The sequence below is a fragment of the Eudoraea algarum genome (genome assembly GCF_050589645.1).
In the GTDB taxonomy this organism is placed as follows: Bacteria; Bacteroidota; Bacteroidia; order Flavobacteriales; family Flavobacteriaceae; genus JBNGOQ01.
Window position 1 is genome coordinate 917590 of record NZ_JBNGOQ010000001.1, and the last position, 16480, is coordinate 934069.

16 protein-coding genes are annotated in these 16480 nt (G+C 46.9%); 15 read left to right on the forward strand and 1 reads right to left on the reverse strand.

What is annotated here, in order from left to right; genetic code table 11:
• The first annotated feature begins 14 nt into the window (after positions 1–14).
• The 5 genes from ACRD67_RS04220 to ACRD67_RS04240 are packed head-to-tail and all read left to right on the forward strand — an operon-like array spanning position 15 to position 8733.
• Positions 15–575, forward strand: a complete 561-nt coding sequence (locus ACRD67_RS04220) for a hypothetical protein (protein ID WP_430965788.1) — start codon at positions 15–17, stop codon at positions 573–575.
• On the forward strand, positions 572–1255 hold the full coding sequence (locus ACRD67_RS04225; RefSeq protein ID WP_430965789.1) for a hypothetical protein: 684 nt from the start codon (positions 572–574) through the stop codon (positions 1253–1255). The genes ACRD67_RS04220 and ACRD67_RS04225 overlap by 4 nt, the downstream gene beginning before the upstream one ends.
• Complete coding sequence (locus ACRD67_RS04230) at positions 1252–4479, forward strand: RHS repeat domain-containing protein (protein WP_430965790.1); 3228 nt, start codon at positions 1252–1254, stop codon at positions 4477–4479. The genes ACRD67_RS04225 and ACRD67_RS04230 overlap by 4 nt, the downstream gene beginning before the upstream one ends.
• 4 nt (positions 4480–4483) lie before the next feature.
• Positions 4484–8104, forward strand: coding sequence for a DUF6443 domain-containing protein (locus ACRD67_RS04235; RefSeq protein ID WP_430965791.1), 3621 nt, complete (start codon positions 4484–4486; stop codon positions 8102–8104).
• Entirely contained in the window at positions 8104–8733 is a 630-nt protein-coding gene (locus ACRD67_RS04240; protein WP_430965792.1) for a hypothetical protein, read from the forward strand. The genes ACRD67_RS04235 and ACRD67_RS04240 overlap by 1 nt, the downstream gene beginning before the upstream one ends.
• Positions 8734–8761: 28 nt before the next feature.
• Here the strand turns inward: ACRD67_RS04240 and ACRD67_RS04245 are convergent, their stop codons facing one another.
• Positions 8762–8950, reverse strand: coding sequence for a hypothetical protein (locus ACRD67_RS04245; protein ID WP_430965793.1), 189 nt, complete (start codon positions 8948–8950; stop codon positions 8762–8764).
• 89 nt (positions 8951–9039) lie between these two features.
• Here ACRD67_RS04245 and ACRD67_RS04250 point away from each other — a divergent pair, with 89 nt between their 5' ends.
• The 10 genes from ACRD67_RS04250 (at position 9040) to ACRD67_RS04295 (ending at position 16413) form a co-directional block, all read left to right on the forward strand.
• Complete coding sequence (locus ACRD67_RS04250; RefSeq protein WP_430965794.1) at positions 9040–9594, forward strand: REP-associated tyrosine transposase; 555 nt, start codon at positions 9040–9042, stop codon at positions 9592–9594.
• 137 nt (positions 9595–9731) lie between these two features.
• On the forward strand, positions 9732–10244 hold the full coding sequence (locus ACRD67_RS04255) for a hypothetical protein (RefSeq protein WP_430965795.1): 513 nt from the start codon (positions 9732–9734) through the stop codon (positions 10242–10244).
• A gap of 122 nt (positions 10245–10366) precedes the next feature.
• On the forward strand, positions 10367–10921 hold the full coding sequence (locus ACRD67_RS04260) for an REP-associated tyrosine transposase (protein ID WP_430965796.1): 555 nt from the start codon (positions 10367–10369) through the stop codon (positions 10919–10921).
• 245 nt (positions 10922–11166) lie between these two features.
• Positions 11167–11901 carry a hypothetical protein gene (locus ACRD67_RS04265; RefSeq protein WP_430965797.1) on the forward strand — a complete coding sequence of 245 codons (735 nt, stop codon included), beginning with the start codon at positions 11167–11169 and terminating at the stop codon, positions 11899–11901.
• A gap of 169 nt (positions 11902–12070) precedes the next feature.
• On the forward strand, positions 12071–12778 hold the full coding sequence (locus ACRD67_RS04270) for a fibronectin type III domain-containing protein (protein WP_430965798.1): 708 nt from the start codon (positions 12071–12073) through the stop codon (positions 12776–12778).
• A gap of 1 nt (position 12779) precedes the next feature.
• The gene (locus ACRD67_RS04275; protein WP_430965799.1) at positions 12780–13244 is read left to right on the forward strand and encodes a hypothetical protein; all 465 of its coding nucleotides are present in this window, start codon (positions 12780–12782) and stop codon (positions 13242–13244) included.
• Positions 13241–14509, forward strand: coding sequence for a hypothetical protein (locus ACRD67_RS04280; RefSeq protein WP_430965800.1), 1269 nt, complete (start codon positions 13241–13243; stop codon positions 14507–14509). Before ACRD67_RS04275 ends, ACRD67_RS04280 begins: the two co-directional genes overlap by 4 nt.
• Positions 14497–14829, forward strand: a complete 333-nt coding sequence (locus ACRD67_RS04285) for a hypothetical protein (RefSeq protein ID WP_430965801.1) — start codon at positions 14497–14499, stop codon at positions 14827–14829. The genes ACRD67_RS04280 and ACRD67_RS04285 overlap by 13 nt, the downstream gene beginning before the upstream one ends.
• Positions 14813–15277: a PulJ/GspJ family protein gene (locus ACRD67_RS04290; protein ID WP_430965802.1), complete on the forward strand. Its 465-nt coding sequence runs from the start codon at positions 14813–14815 to the stop codon at positions 15275–15277. Before ACRD67_RS04285 ends, ACRD67_RS04290 begins: the two co-directional genes overlap by 17 nt.
• Positions 15277–16413 (forward strand): type II secretion system F family protein, encoded by a 1137-nt coding sequence (locus ACRD67_RS04295; protein ID WP_430965803.1) that lies wholly within the window; start codon positions 15277–15279, stop codon positions 16411–16413. The genes ACRD67_RS04290 and ACRD67_RS04295 overlap by 1 nt, the downstream gene beginning before the upstream one ends.
• Positions 16414–16480: the final 67 nt, after the last annotated feature.

The following is a 16480-nucleotide window of genomic DNA, read 5'->3' on the forward strand; positions in this document are numbered from 1 at the left end:
ATGCCATTTTAACGGTGAATGGTGATAGCTATAATGGTATTCGTATAGAAAATGACGAACCTAGCAGGGAAGCTTCTATCAGACTACGTTCCAAAAATGCATCCGGATCACTTTTCCACTCGGATATCTCCTCATATTATAATGGTTCAACTGGTTTTGTAGGCTTTAAAACACCGCATAACAATACGCCGGGGGCGGGGTACAAGCTTATAGTAAATAATTCGGGGAATGTTGGCATCGGCACTACTGCCCCAGATGCCAAACTCACCGTAAAGGGGAATATCCACGCCGAGGAGGTAAAAGTAGATCTTTCCGTACCCGGCCCGGATTATGTATTCAAAGAGGATTACAACCTACGCACTTTAGAAGAATTACAACAATACATCAAAGAACATGGCCATCTCCCCAACGTTCCCTCCGCTTCGGAAATGGAGGAGAATGGGGTGCAACTAGGGATTATGAATATGAAACTCCTGGAGAAGATCGAGGAGTTCACCCTCTATATCATTCAACAACAGGATCAAATCAAGGTGATGCAAAAAGAAATAAAACAACTTAAAACAGGACAGAAATGAAAAAATTGCTTTTACTACTATGCTGCCTGCCGTTCCTCGGTTTGGCCCAAACGAATACCTTCCCTGCTTCCGGTAATGTGGGTATCGGCACCTTAAGTCCGGTGAGTAAATTGGATGTCAATGGATCTCTGAGGGCCCAAGATGTCATTACAGTCCAAAAAGGTAGCAGTTATAAGATAGCCTTGAACGGCCAGTACGATGGTTATATTACTGGAAGGAATACCTCTTTTGTCCAGAAGTTTACGATTAGTTCCAATGGTAACTCGTTCTTAAATGGAGGCAATGTCGGCATCGGTACTGCAACCCCTGATTCCAAACTCACTGTAAAGGGTAAGATCCACGCGGAGGAGGTCAAGGTGGATCTTTCCGTACCGGGACCAGACTTTGTGTTTAAGGAGGATTACGATCTACGTACCCTTAAGGAAACCCAACAATACATCAAAGAAAATGGCCACCTACCGAATATCCCTTCCGCTGCGGAAATGGAGGAGAATGGGGTAGAACTAGGGATTATGAATATGAAACTGCTTGAAAAAATCGAGGAGCTCACCCTTTACACCATAGCCCAACAGCAACAGCTTGAAACATACAAAACCTTGGAAATACAATTCAAGGCACTCCAATCGCAGCACCAAGACCTGCAAGAACAAATCGATGAACTTAAAACGCTTATAAAATGAAAAAGACGATCCTTATGCTCCTCCTTTTGGGGCTAGTCAACAGCTATGGGCAGGAACTGCCCAAGATCATCCCGGCCAATCCCGAAGTGGCCTCGCTGGGAAAATACGGGGACATTCCCGTGGGCTACCATACCGGGGTGCCCAATATCTCGGTGCCCCTGGTACAACTCTCGGGCAGAAGTACCCAAGTGCCCGTAAGCCTCAGTTACCATGCCTCCGGCTTTCGTGTCAATGAAATTGCCTCCAGAACTGGTTTGGGGTGGACCCTCATGGCAGGCGGCTCCATCAGCAGAAGCGTACGGGGCATACCGGACGATTACGTCACCGGCTTTTTGAACCCCACCGTGACCGTACCGGGATTTCTGGCCGGGACGCCCACCGACAAACTCTACTGGATCGACGGCTTCCACGATGAATACGACTTTGAATCGGACATCTATCACTACAACTTCCAGGGACAAAGTGGCAAGTTCTTCTTTAAGCAGGACGAGACCGTGGTCTGCCATCCCAAGACCGATCTAAAGATAGTTCCCGAATTTAACGGAAGTGGCAAGATCTTGGGCTTTCAAATAACGAACGTGGACGGTACCATCTATCATTTTGGCAAGTCCAAGGATGGACTCCGGGAAGCAAAGGATCTTTCCACGACCTACGGCATCAACGGGAGCACCCTCCCCGATCCGCCCCAGTCCATGGAAGATTACACTACCTCCTGGAAGCTCATGGATATAGAAACGCACGACAAGGAGCTTACCTCCTTTAGCTATACCCATGCCAACGTAAGCTTTTACAATGTGGGAGGCCAGCGCAAGGAGATACCGACCCTTGGAGGCACCTCCAGCAATCCCATTGGCACCAGCTATACCTATAACGTGGACAAGGTGCACCGACTTACCTCCGTTTCCAACGACCGGGGCTCGGTCGCCTTTGAGTACACCCTCTCCCGTACGGATCTGAAGTTCGATTACGCGCTGACCGATGTGAAGCTCAAGGACGCGTCCAACAATGTTGTGGATGCCTATAAGCTCAATTACGGCTACTTTACCTCTACCCAGCTGAGTACGGTGAACTTTGGGGATCTGGACCAAAGACGCAAACGGCTCTATCTACAGAACGTACAGCAGACCGTGGGCAGCACCACCAATAAGAAATATACCTTTACCTATAATACTTCCAAAATATTGCCGGACCGGATGTCCTATGCCCAGGATTTTTGGGGCTACTACAACGGAAAGAACAATACCTTTTTCTACCCCGAGATCGAATGGAACGGTGGCGCAGGCAGTACTACCTACACCACCATCCCAGGGGGCGATCGTACGGTAGACGAAACCTCTGCCAAGGCCTGTATGCTTACCAAGATTACCTACCCTACGGGCGGGTACACGGAGTTCGACTATGAATCCAACACCATTGGGAACATAGGCAATATTGATTTTTTTCCGTTGATCGAAACGGAGACCGAGGTGATCGACGGGCTCAGTTCCATAGGTTCCACTGCCACCGTTTTTGAAAAGGTGATCACCATAAGCGATCCCAGTATTTATGTGGCCGGAATCACCTGGTCGGTAGAATTTATTACCTGTGCCAATCCAACCGGATTTGAATGTCCCCTGGCCGAGCTCTACAAATGGGACGGCTCCCAATATGTGCTTATTTCCAACACCAGTGGCTCCGGGATAAGCTCGCAAGGGATTGTTTTTAATCCCAGTAGCCCCTTGCAGTTAAAAATAAAGTTGTACAATAATTCAGGGGTTTTTCCCCCGGATCCACGGCAGGATATTTCCGCTACGGTATTCGGAAAGACGGTGTCGTCCATATACGACAACGGCGTACCGGGGGGCGGACTGCGGGTAAAAAGCATCACCTCCTATGACAGCGACAACACGCAGTTGCTAAAAAAAGACTATCTGTACACCCTTTTCAGCGATCCCACCACCACCAGCGGGGGCGCATTGAATCCGCCCACTTATGTCTATAAGAATATGCCCTACTGCAACGACCTGGGTGCTACCGCCGGACCCATGGACCTGCTGTCCTCCAACAGCGTTTTCCCCTTGACCAACGGCAGTTCCTATACCACCTGCTATACCAATGTGACGGAACTTTTGGACGGCGGGAACGAGGGCAAGAACGAGTATACCTACCATTTTGTCTATGACGGGGAGGGCGTACAGACCAATATCTATTTCACGGGCTCCCTGGAATTCGGGATCAATACCCCCCTGCAGGATTTTGCGCACCGGCGTGGCCTGCTCCTGAAGAAAAAGACCTATGCCAAAACAGGTGCTACCTATAAGCTGCTCAAGGAGACCTCCAACAGCTACAACGCCTTTGGGGAAAACCTCTTGGATGAGAACCTGGTCATTGACCATAGGGGCTGTTTTGGTGGCTATACGCCCTATTCTAACCTGAGCGAACGTTTTTACCAGACCCAACAGGTGGTGAAGGACTATCACGATTCGGAGGACGTGACCACGACCACCACCTACAATTACGACCCAACCGGCTATACGGGGAGAAGCTTCCCCATAGAAACGGTCACCACGGACAGCAAGGGCAATTCGGTGACCACGCGCACTTATTTTACGGCCGACAAGGCACTGCTCACCGGCCTCACCACTACAGCCTCCAATGCCATTGAGGACCTCAAGGATCAAAACCGGGTGGCAGAACCGCTCCAGGTGAGCACTACACTTAGGAATTCGGGCAGCACTATTTTGTCTGAAAGCGATCTGCGGACCAATTACAGGAATTGGGGCAGTGATCTGGTGCTTCCGGAATACGTGCAATCGCGCAAAGGCAGCAGCAACCTGAATGATCGGATCCAATACCATAGCTACTACAGCAATGGCAATGTAAGGGAGGTTTCCAAGGCCAATGGACCCCTGATTACCTATATCTGGGGCTATAACGAGGAATACCCGGTGGCCAAGGTGGAGAATGCCAGCTATAGTCAAATAGAGGCCTTGACCGAGTTTGGGACCAACTTTACACTGGGCGCCGGAGGATTATCCGCTATTCAGAATACGGACCTGCGCACTTTGGCGAATGCCATGGTAACCACCTTTACCTACGATCCCCAAGTGGGGGTTACCAGTGTTACCGACCCCAGGGGGTATACCACCACCTACGAGTACGACAGCTTTAATCGCTTGCAGTATGTGCGGGATGCCCAGGGCCAACTGCTGTCCGAGAACAAGTACAACTATAAAACCCAATAAGGCCATGAAAACCTATATCCATTTTATTATTTTGATCTTGGCCGGCCAACTGGTGCTGGGCCAGACCCCATCTACGATTACCAAGCCCGATGCAGGGCAATCTACCTATACGGTCACAGGGACCGTTACCCTGACCGCTGTGCAGAGCATAACCCTGGGACCAGGCTCCTGGATACAGAGCGGGGCCACCTTTACGGCCGCCGTTACGGGCGGACTTACGGCCCAGGACCCCTACACTTCCATAAGCTTCAGCGACGAGAACTACGTGTTTACGCGCGGTTTTCAAACGGGCATGGCCAGCTTTAACAGCGGTACGGCCAAAGAGGGCGATGTGCTGGAACAGATTACCTATTTTGATGGCCTGGGACGGCCCATGCAACAATTGGCGATCAAGTCGGCCCCCGACAAGGAAGACCTGCTGGTACATATGGAATACGACCCCTATGGCCGGCAAGAAAAGGAATGGCTGCCCTATCACGAGCCTACGGGCAGCTTGGGCACCTACCGCGGCGATAAGGCCACGGCCACCCAACAGTATTACCAAACGGAGTACGCGGCCGATTTCAGTGGACTCACCACGGCCAACGTAAATGCGTATTCCCAAAAGGAGTTTGAGCATTCGGAGCTGAACCGTCCCCTAAAACAAGGGGCACCGGGCAAGGATTGGAAAGTGGGCAACGGCCACGAGATCGAGTTTGCCTACGAGGGCAACGCCACCAACGAGGTACGCCGTTTCAATGTTACCCTCACCTTTGCCAACAATACCTATACGCCAACCTTGGTACAGAACGGCCATTACACCGCCGGGGAACTGTATAAAACCGTGACCAGGGACGAGAACCATAGCTCCGGCACCGACCATACCACGGAGGAGTTTACGGACAAACTGGGCCGGGTAGTGCTGAAACGCACCCACAATAGTGGGGACCATGATACCTACTACGTGTACGACGACTATGGTAACCTGAGCTATGTACTGCCGCCCAAGGTGACCACGGGCAGTGTGAGCAGTACGGAACTCAGCGAACTCTGCTACCAGTACAAGTACGACCATAGGAACCGCCTAGTGGAAAAGAAGATTCCGGGCAAGGGCTGGGAGTATATCGTCTATAACCAACTGGACCAGCCCATCCTTACCCAGGATGCCAATCTGGATGCGGCCAACCAATGGCTCTTTACCAAATACGATGCCTTTGGCAGAGTGGCCTATACGGGCAGGGATGATGGCAATAGTAGTACCAGGACCACCTTACAGACTGCGGCCAATGGCGCAATTTCACCTTACGTTTCCAAGACGGGTGAAAATACGTATACGGCAGACAATACCAAAGTATACTATTCCAACGATGCCTACCCAACCAGTTTTGATAAGGTATTTACCATCAATTACTATGATGACTATGTTTTTGATTTAGCAGGTATTGTCCTCCCTACGGGCAACATCCTAGGCCAGGCACAGGCTACAGATGTAACCGGATTGCCCACAGGTTCCAAAGTTAGGGTGTTGGGCACCTCCAATTGGATTACCACAATAACGATTTATGACACCAAGGGGAGACCTATTTATGTGGTCAGTAAAAACGATCATTTAGGCACCACAGATGTGGTGGAGACGGAGCTCGACTTTGGCGGCAAGGTTGTACGGACCAAGGCTACCCATAGCAGAACAGGGAACGCGGATATTGTTACCGAGGATAGCTTTGAATACGACCACGAGGCCCGTTTGATCACCCAACAACAGCAGATCAACAGTGGGGCAGAGGAGACCCTAGTGCACAACGCCTATGACAACTTGGGGCAGTTGACCTCCAAGCAGGTGGGCGATGGCCTGCAGACCGTGGACTATGCCTACAACGTACGGGGGTGGCTAAAGCAGATCAACGATCCAGCGAGCCTGGGCAGCGATCTCTTTGCCTTTGACATCAACTACAACACGGCAGACCATAGCGGCACTGCGCTCTACAACGGCAATATCTCGGAAACGGAATGGAAGACGGCCAATGACAACGTGCTGCGCTGGTACCGTTACAGCTATGATGCCCTGAACCGCATTAGCAGTGGTACGGACAGTAGCGGTAATTACAACCTAGTCTCCATTGGCTATGACAAGAACGGCAATATTACGGCCTTGAACCGCAAGGGGCATACCAACAGCGGGGCCACCACTTTTGGCACCATGGACAACCTCGTGTATACCTATGACAGCGGTAACAAGCTCACCAAGGTACTGGATAACGGCAACGATACCTACGGCTTCAAGGACGGAGTCGATACCACCACGGAGTACACCTATGATACCAACGGCAATATGAAGACCGATGCCAACAAGGGTATTACAAGTATTACGTACAATCATCTGAATTTACCTACACAAGTGACCCTTAGTGGAGGAAGTATTTCGTATATTTATGATGCCACGGGTGTAAAACTGAAGAAAACGGTGAACGAAACCGGGCAAAGTGCCGTAACGACCGAGTATGCTGGGAATTACGTGTACGAAAACAGTTCTTTGATATTTTTTAACCATCCCGAGGGCTATGTGGAACCGGATGGTAGCAATTGGGATTATGTGTACCAATATACGGACCATTTGGGCAACATCCGCCTGGCCTATTCCGATGATAACAACAACGGTAGCATTGCCACCTCCGAAATCCGGGAGGAAAACAATTATTATCCTTTTGGGCTAAAGCATAAGGGGTATAATGGGGGACAAAGTGCGGCCAGAAATCATAAATACGGTTTTGGCGGTAAGGAAGAACAGGATGAAGTTGGTCTTGGATGGCATGATTTTGGTGCAAGGAACTATGATGCAAGTATAGGAAGATGGATGAATCCTGACCCATTGGCAGAGGCATACACTCATACATCCCCTTATGGTTATGTAGAGAATAATCCTGTATTTTTTATAGACCCCGATGGACTTAGGATTGATGTGTCATCTATTTTAGAACAAGATGAAGATGGCAACTATGTACATCAAGAATTAGCAGAAGCATTCTTGGCATTTGCTAACTCCGATGTTGGTATTGAGTTTTTGTCAAAGTTTGCAGAAGGAGGACAAACCATAGGAGACCATACCTTTGAGGAAGATGGAGAATTTCATTCTCAAGGTATTGACTTGGCTTTTAATGCAACAAATGAGAATTATTCAAAAGGAGAGGGTTCTGAAGAACGAGGAGATAGAGGTGCTAATGCAAGAACTAAATTAAGTCCTAGCCCTTATCAATTTGAAAGGAATGGAAAAGGAACAATCAATGTCAATGTCAATAAAGTTCTTAATGTAAATAATGAATATGCTAAGGCTTATAAAAATGACCCGGATAATCCAATGGCAAAGACTTTATTTATCCTAAGTAGAACCTTATCCATATTCCATGAAACGATTATTCATGCGGATGGCTTAGCTGGAGACCTTGCTGATAATTGTACGTTAGATTGTTCAAATATAAATAAGAACTTAAATACATATAACGATGGGGTTCAACAACATATTCAAGCAAAACAAGAGGGTTCTTTATTTTTAACGAAGGTAGTGCCTGTTATGAGGCAGCTCTATAATGCTGTTGGTATTAAAAGGACAAATGCACAAATTAAAAAACAAGCAACAAATTTTAATAATTAATGAAGTTTAAAGAAAATATTATATGTTCGATTATCCTTATCATTTTATCATTTAGTTGTAAAAAGCAACAAGACTCAGGGATTACCGAAGTAGAAGTTATTAATGATATTTTTCTAGAATTAGTCAAAGACAGGCATCTTTACCAAGACCAAGACGATTTTATAGAAGAATATTATAGAACACATACTGACTCCATAAGTGTGGATAGTATGAATATATTGTATAGAGACAAAAAGAAAGTTCTTAAATACGGAACACTTTTATTAAAAGATAAGTTAGTTCCTCTTACAAAGGATGAAAAAGAACTTTTGAATGAAATAAATGAAGATGACCCTGCTGTACAATACACTACTGTAGATGATGATGTATCATTCAACCTGAACAGTATAAGCAATAGGGGTAATTACACTATTCTTAGAAAAACAGAAGATTATTCCAATATAGGGAAAGATGCAACATCTGCAATTCGTTTTTCGAGAGTCCATTTTAATAGAGAAATGGATAAAGCAGCTTTTAGTTATGAAATTATCTGTGGAGAACTTTGTTACTCAAGAGGTTTAATCCTCATAAGTAGAAATGAAAAGGATAAATGGGTTATTGTCAAAGGATACCCGATTGAAATAAGCTAAATGAACCACCCTTCGGGGTGGTTTTTTGTTATAGAGTATTAATTTTGGAAGCTTTGATAAAATGGTCAACAGTAGTAAGAATACATTCTTTATCTTTTTCAGGCAAGTTGGCAATATCTTGAAATCTCTGTAGCATTTTAGGGTCTTTAAATAAATCTGCATTATCGCTCTCGCCCAATAAATAATCCAGATGGCGCGGAAATGTTTTCCGTGCCATACATATTGCAAAAGTGGATACTGTGACGTTTTTGTATTAAACTGCAAGGGAATTGCATTGTGCTTGTGTATTTTGTGCAAAAACCGAACATGTCCACAAAGTACCGGGCCACCACGGAGGATGTCGCATATTTTGTGACCTTGACCACGGTAGGTTGGATAGACATTTTTACCAGGCCAAGACAAAAGTACCTTTTGGTCAATGGTCTGTCCTATTGCCAGCGCCAAAAGGGGCTGGAAATTTACGCATATTGTATCATGTCAAGTCATGTACATATACTTTGCAAGGCCTGTGAAGGCCATAAACTTTCGGATATTATCCGAGATTTCAAGAAATACACTTCCAAGAAAATCATTCAGAATATCCTGGACTATCCGGAAAGCAGGCGAGAGTGGATGCTGGAGCTTTTTCAAAGGGCATGTATGCATTTTAAAAGGAATCAACGTTACAAGGTCTGGCAAAATGGCTACCATGCAGAGATCGCCTACTCCAATTGGTTCATTAAGCAAAAAATAAACTATATTCATAACAATCCTGTGGTTGAAAAAATTGTGGCCCGTCCAGAAGATTATCTGTTCAGTTCGGCAAGAAATTATGCAGAACTGGAGAATGAATTGGAGGTAGAGGTTCTGTTTATTGAATAAGATAAGGCACGGAAAACATTTCCGCGCCATCGGGAAATGATGTTAACTTTGGTACTTTAGGTCTAGAATTCTATAAAACTGACAGACTGAATGCTGTTATTATCGCTTTAATCTATGAAAATCAAGAAAATTAAGAGATGAGAATACTAATAATTATGGTAACCATTGTGTTCTTCACATCTTGTTCTGAGGAACCTAAAATAGTGATTGCAAAAGACTATATAATTAACAAACATTGGGATGATGAACGTAACAATGCCATACTTGTCGAAAGGATGAAGTTAAAAAAGGATAGCGTATTGAATATTTTCAGTTCTGACTTTAAAGGGGAAATCCCCAACCATTGGAACATTACCAACAAACTAGAAGTAGACAGCACGTTTATGTATAGTTATGCTGGGCTAAATTCCAAAGAAGATAGGGTAAAGTTAAAAGGCAAGATATTTTTTAATAAGGACAATGGTTTTTATTGGAATTTTGGCAACACATACTATGGTCATAAGAAGACTGATAAAAACGTTATTGGTAGTTTAGAAAACAATACTTGGTATAAGTTTAGTGACTTAAAGACAATAGCCTATTATGTTTACGTCTATATAGACGGCGAAGGTAAGGTCCATAGGTTCAATGTCAACATGTCCAATTATTAAGCCAGATGGCGCGGAAATGTTTTCCGTGCCATATATATTTTTAAAGCAGTACATGGTGACTTTTTTGTAGTTAACTGCAAGGGAATTGCATTGTGCTTGTGTATTTTGTGCAAAAACCGAACATGTCCACAAAGTACCGGGCCACCACGGAGGATGTCGCATATTTTGTGACCTTGACCACGGTACGTTGGATAGACATTTTTACCAGGCCAAGACAAAAGTACCTTTTGGTCAATGGTCTTTCCTACTGCCAGAGCCAAAAGGGGCTGGAAATTTATGCATATTGTATCATGTCAAGTCATGTACATATACTTTGCAAGGCCTGTGAAGGCCATAAACTTTCGGATATTATCCGGGATTTCAAGAAATACACTTCCAAGAAAATCGTTCAGAATATCCTGGACTATCCGGAAAGCAGGCGAGAGTGGATGCTGGAGCTTTTTCAAAGGGCATGTATGCATTTAAAAAGGAATCAACGTTACAAGGTCTGGCAAAATGGCTACCATGCAGAGATTGCCTACTCCAATTGGTTCATTAAGCAAAAAATAAACTATATTCATAACAATCCGGTAGTTGAAAAAATTGTGGCCCGTCCAGAGGATTATCTGTTCAGTTCGGCAAGAAATTATGCGGAACTGGAGAATGAATTGGAGGTAGAGGTTCTGTTTATTGAATAAGATAAGGCACGGAAAACATTTCCGCGCCATCAGGTTTCTGTTTATTGAATAAGCTAAGGCACGGAAAACATTTCCGCGCCATCGGGTTGTGGTTTTTCTTTTGCAGCCTACGGTAGCCACAAAGTCCAGCGAATATCAGGATACTGGAGGAATTTTAGGATAAAAGTAATATCCTACAAATTTTAGCAGAAAATAATCGGCATACTTCTTCATTTTCCTTATTTTTAAAGCACTAAATCGTACGCATGAAATACCCAATTCTTTTCTGTGGCCTTATGTTAGGGGCTTTGTTGTGTTGTTCCTGTGCCAACCAAAAGGCACAACGCCAGGAGGCCGCCATTACTTTCCCCGAATTGGGAAGTATGGTAAAGCTCAAAGGAAAGCTGTTGCATACCCAAATGCAACAGATCGGCACCCCGCAGTTGCAAGCACCTTTAAAACTTACCGTACAACAACTGCCATTCAATAGTGCCAGTTACACTACCTATAGCACCTACATTAAGAAGGCCGGCCAGGTCAATAGCATAGCCTATGACGACTCGCTGCCCTATAAACCCAAGTATCTCCGCTTACAGCTCCTGGACAGGATCGGCCTGGTACAGCTCCTAAATTCGGAGGCCAATACCCAGGTGCGCAACTATCTGGAAAACGACCCGGACTATAGGATGGTGGTCTCCTTGGATGTTACCATGCAAGACGCGTTGATGCCACAGTTTTTGGAAGCGGGCAATGTGCTGTTGCAACAGAACGGGCACGGAGAAATGTTTCTGGTCCTGGAAAACGGCAAGCAACAGCAACCCCTGGATTTTTCCCAGGTGCAGGTGTTCAATTATGGAACAGCCTCCTTTTGCTGGGGTGAGGACCAGTTCAATAAAATGAAGATCGAGGCCATCCTTTCCTTCAAGGAGAGTTGCCCCCAGGGCACCCATAAAAAGGCGGCCAAAGCAAGTGGCGACAGGGAGTATTTGAAGTTCAAATAAGCTGAAGACGGATATAAGAAGTGGGCCATGTCGGTGTTGCTCTGTCCGCTTGAGCGCAGTCGAAGGCTTGGACGAGCAAAAGAAATGAAAACTTAATAAAAACAAATTATAAAATTAGGCCCCAAAGCCAAATGAAACGGAATTCGACCCAAGGAAAACTAAGCCGTCTATGAGCAAACTTATGAAGTATCTTAAACCTATCACCGCAATAGTGCTATTTACCCTACTCCTAGCAGCTTGTGAGGACATTCTGGAAGTGCCGGACATCACCAATGCCCAAGTACGGCTCCTGGCCCCTACCGAGGGCAGTGTGCTGACCACCAATACCATAAACCTCAATTGGGAAGCCGTCAACGATGCCACCGGGTATCGCGTGCAACTCGCTACCCCCACCTTTGAAAACGCTGCCCAGGTATTGTTGGACAGCCTGGTGGAAGAAGACAGCCTGGGCAGGGTAATCACCCGTGTGGAACGGGCACTTTTAAACGGCAACTACCAATGGCGGGTGAAGGCCCAGAACAGTGGTTTTGAAACCCCTTTTTCCTCGGCCAACTTTACCGTGGACGGGGATGAGGACGTGGATCTGGTCCCCCCCAATACCCCGGTGCCCGTGGCCCCTACCGATGGAAGCAGTCAGGACGATACGGAAGTCGATTTTGTCTGGACCCGCACCGATGTGCCCGGCACGGCGGAGCGCGATAGTATTTTTATTTTTTCCGATGCCGCCCTGCAGGTACTCGAGACCAAGGGCCTCGGGGCCAACAAGACCTTTACCGTAACACTTTCGGCAGACACTTATTATTGGTTCATAAAGGCCTTTGATGCCGCCGGGAACGAGAGTCCCAATTCAGCGGTTTTTGAACTGACGATCAACTAGCATGAAAAAACAGACCAAAACATATGTCCTTCTGGGCCTTGTGGCCCTGATTTGGGGCCTCATAGGCTTTCGGATCCTCGGTGCCCTTTCCCCCCAACCCACTACCGCCCCTGAGGTATCTACCAGTAGTTTTAGCCCAACATCCGTCAAGGAGCGCGACACCTTCAGCATTGTGGCCAATTACCGGGACCCTTTTTTGGGTACGCTGGCTACCAAGGCAAAAAAAAAGATCCCCGTTAGACGAACGGCACCCAAGGAGATCGTACCTGCGGTTGATATCCGCTATACCGGATTTATCACGGACAAGAATACCCGACAAAAGGTCTTTTTTCTGAGCATCAACGGGCAACAGCACCTGATGTCGGCCAAGGATAAAATTGAGAACGTTACCCTGCTCAGTGGCACCCGTAACACCGTAAGGGTGCGGATAGGAAACAAGCTGCGGACCGTAACCCTTACACAATGATGGGAAGAATACAGGCAGGGGCATTGCAATTTGTACTCTTTATCGGGGCGGTGATCGCCGTGTTGTTGCTGGCTTTTGTACTGCTCAGTTATACCCATGCGCGCTTCGGTAAAAGTGCAAATCGTTTTGTAGATACCCTAAAGACGGCTGATCTGGGGGTGACCTATGCCCTTAAGTCTGGCATGCGGCCTGGCGATACCCTGGACCTGGATATGGGCCTCGGGAAGGGCATAATGGTAAAGGGTGTAAAGGAATATTGGGGTGTTTTTGAAAAATATGGGGTAGTGGCCACCGCCTCTAAGCACCGTTTTACCAAAGTGGCCCTGGCCGGTGGGGGTATAGGGCCAACATCTCCCGTTTTGTATTTACAGGACAACGAACGCCCTTTGATCATTGTGGGTACGGCAAAAATCACTGGTAATGCCCTTTTGCCCAAGCAGGGCATACGTCCCGGCAATATCTCCGGACATTCCTATTATCACCCACAGCTGGTATACGGTAGGCAGGGTACAAGTACCAAGACCCTACCCAAATTGGGTACTGGGCATTTGGACTACCTGAAACAGTTATTGGCCCTTAATACATCTACCAATACTTTGGAAGAACGGCCCTTGGTGCGCCTTACCGAGATAAAAAATTCCTTTAAGCGGCCCACCCAATTTATCAGGGGCCATGTACTGGACCTCTCCGAAACCCGAATAACGGGCAATGTGGTGGTTTGGGCGGCACAGAAGATCCGGGTAGATGCCTCTAGCATGCTCACCGATGTACTCTTGGTGGCCCCGGAGATCGAGATCGGGCCCGGGGTCAAAGGAAACTTTCAGGCAGTGGCAAGCAAACGTATAGACGTAGGAAGGAACTGTGAACTGTATTACCCTTCGGCCTTGGCGGTCATTGAAACGGTACCGGTAAAAAAGGAAAATACCCTTGGGGAACCGCCGAATATTTATGTGGCACCGCGGACGCAGATTCGTGGTACACTCCTGTACCTGGGCGATGGCGAGACGCAACGCTTTTCCCCGCAGATCAAGATAGATACGGACGCCCATGTCACTGGCGAGATCCATTGCGCCGCCAACCTGGAACTCAAGGGGAACCTTACAGGGCACTTGAGCACCCACAGCTTTATCGCCCTGGAAAACGGGAGTATTTATCAGAATCATTTGTATAATGGTACCATGGACAACAGGGACTTACCGCTCCAATTTGCGGGCTTGACCTTTGAAGGCACAGAAACTAAAAATTTGGGAAAATGGCTCTACTGAAACGCATAAAGGCATCTACCCTCATGGAAACCATGGTGGCCACGGTACTGATCGTCATCATCTTTGCGGTGGCCAGTTCCTTGCTCAATTCCATTTTTTTGGCCCAGATCAAGGGAAATACGGCAGCGGTGGATACCCATTTAGGCGAATTGGAATACGCCTATAGGAACGGAAAGATCCCCTTGCCCTATGAGGGCGAGTTGCAAGGTTGGGAGGTACGGATGTCGGCACAGGAGATCAAAGGGCTTACTTATGTGGTGCTCGAGGCCCAGCACAGGGAAACCGGAAAAACAACAAGCAGCCATGTGGTACAAAACTAGGATCAAGGCCTTTACGCTGAGCGAAATGTTGGTGGTGCTGTTTATCACGGTCATTGTGGTGGGCCTGGCCTTTAGCGTGCTGAACCTGGTACAGCAACAACTTTGGGGCATGGGGCGCAACTATGAAAAGACGGCCGAGCTCAACCGGCTACGTCAGGCCCTGTGGGTAGATTTTAGTTCCCATGGAGCCCTTGGCTTTCAAGAGGCAAGCGGTACGCTGATCTGCACCAATGAAATGGGGGCGGTGCATTATAACTTTGGGGAGGAATGGATTGTTAGGGAAAAGGATACCTTTCATATTTCCATTGTGGAGCGACAATTCTACTACAATGGCGAGGCGGTCCTGTCTGGACGGGTAGACGCCCTGAAATTGAAGACCGATAAAAAATTGGGGGAACAGCAACTCTTTGTACAAAAAACCAAGGCCGCAACGGCCTATATGAACTGATGGGATTTAAACTGGAACATACTACGGCCAAAACGGTGCCCCGGAATAAAGGGGAGGGGCGGCTCACCACGCTCCTTCAACAAGAAATCACGTTCTTTGGTGCCGCTTTTTCCAACAAAAAGAAAGAGGAATTCTATACCGAACTCAGTATTCTCCTAAAGGCCGGTATTACCCTAAAGGAGGCACTGAACTTAATCGTGGAGAACCAAAAAAAGGAAAAGCCACGGTTGTTCTACCAGGAAATGGTAGACGGACTGGTATCCGGGCAAAGTTTTTCCGAAGTGCTACACGCCAAAAAGGAGTTTTCGGAATACGAATACCATTCGTTGCGGATCGGGGAAGAAACAGGGACCATGCCGTTGATTACGGAGGAACTCGGTAAATTTTTCGGGAGGAAGAACGAGCAGCGGAGAATTTTGGTTAATGCGCTGACCTATCCGGTGGTCATTCTGATTACGGCCATACTGGTGGTCATCTTTATGTTACGCATGGTGGTGCCCATGTTCCAGGATATTTTTAGACAGAACCAAGTAGAACTGCCCGGGATTACCAAGATGATTATCGGGGCGTCCGACTTCATTCGCGATTATGGCCTATGGGTGGTGGTATTGCTGGCCGTGCTTGTAGGTTTTAGAAAAGTGTACCAACAGAAACCATGGTTTAAAAGGAACAGGGACAAGGTGTTGCTTAAACTGCCCTTTGTCGGCACCTTTATCAAAGCGGTATATCTGGCCCAGTTTACCCAGGCCGTTACCCTGCTGACCACTTCCAAGGTGCCCATTTTAAACAGCATCCAACTGGTAAAACGGATGATCGATTTTTACCCCCTGAGGGAAGCCCTGGATACTGTTGAGCAACGAATCGTTTCAGGGGATGGATTGAGCGATAGCCTAAGGGGCAACCGTATTTTTGACAACCGGATGATATCCCTGGTAAAAGTGGCCGAGGAAACCAACCAGACCGAGTTTATCTTTCAACGCCTCAACCAACAGTATGCCCTGGAGGTACAGCAGAAATCGAAAATGCTCTCCACCCTGCTCGAACCCTTCATTATCATTATCGTTGGGGCGCTGGTGGGCGTCATTCTCGTGGCCATGTACCTACCCATGTTCAAACTCAGCAGCGTATTGGGTTAAGGCTTTGTTTTCCTTTTTTAACAAAAAAAATTGTGCTGTTATTGTAACATTTTAACAACTTGACAGT

What these genes read in the sequence shown, in the direction of transcription:
- ACRD67_RS04225 (WP_430965789.1), top strand. Translation starts at nt 572, where the DNA reads ATGAAAAAATTGCTTTTACTACTATGCTGCCTGCCGTTCCTCGGTTTG.
- ACRD67_RS04230 (WP_430965790.1), top strand. Translation starts at nt 1,252, where the DNA reads ATGAAAAAGACGATCCTTATGCTCCTCCTTTTGGGGCTAGTCAACAGC.
- ACRD67_RS04235 (WP_430965791.1), top strand. Translation starts at nt 4,484, where the DNA reads ATGAAAACCTATATCCATTTTATTATTTTGATCTTGGCCGGCCAACTG.
- ACRD67_RS04240 (WP_430965792.1), top strand. Translation starts at nt 8,104, where the DNA reads ATGAAGTTTAAAGAAAATATTATATGTTCGATTATCCTTATCATTTTA.
- ACRD67_RS04245 (WP_430965793.1), bottom strand. Translation starts at nt 8,950, where the DNA reads ATGGCACGGAAAACATTTCCGCGCCATCTGGATTATTTATTGGGCGAG.
- ACRD67_RS04250 (WP_430965794.1), top strand. Translation starts at nt 9,040, where the DNA reads ATGTCCACAAAGTACCGGGCCACCACGGAGGATGTCGCATATTTTGTG.
- ACRD67_RS04255 (WP_430965795.1), top strand. Translation starts at nt 9,732, where the DNA reads ATGAGAATACTAATAATTATGGTAACCATTGTGTTCTTCACATCTTGT.
- ACRD67_RS04260 (WP_430965796.1), top strand. Translation starts at nt 10,367, where the DNA reads ATGTCCACAAAGTACCGGGCCACCACGGAGGATGTCGCATATTTTGTG.
- ACRD67_RS04265 (WP_430965797.1), top strand. Translation starts at nt 11,167, where the DNA reads ATGAAATACCCAATTCTTTTCTGTGGCCTTATGTTAGGGGCTTTGTTG.
- ACRD67_RS04270 (WP_430965798.1), top strand. Translation starts at nt 12,071, where the DNA reads ATGAGCAAACTTATGAAGTATCTTAAACCTATCACCGCAATAGTGCTA.
- ACRD67_RS04275 (WP_430965799.1), top strand. Translation starts at nt 12,780, where the DNA reads ATGAAAAAACAGACCAAAACATATGTCCTTCTGGGCCTTGTGGCCCTG.
- ACRD67_RS04280 (WP_430965800.1), top strand. Translation starts at nt 13,241, where the DNA reads ATGATGGGAAGAATACAGGCAGGGGCATTGCAATTTGTACTCTTTATC.
- ACRD67_RS04285 (WP_430965801.1), top strand. Translation starts at nt 14,497, where the DNA reads ATGGCTCTACTGAAACGCATAAAGGCATCTACCCTCATGGAAACCATG.
- ACRD67_RS04290 (WP_430965802.1), top strand. Translation starts at nt 14,813, where the DNA reads ATGTGGTACAAAACTAGGATCAAGGCCTTTACGCTGAGCGAAATGTTG.
- ACRD67_RS04295 (WP_430965803.1), top strand. Translation starts at nt 15,277, where the DNA reads ATGGGATTTAAACTGGAACATACTACGGCCAAAACGGTGCCCCGGAAT.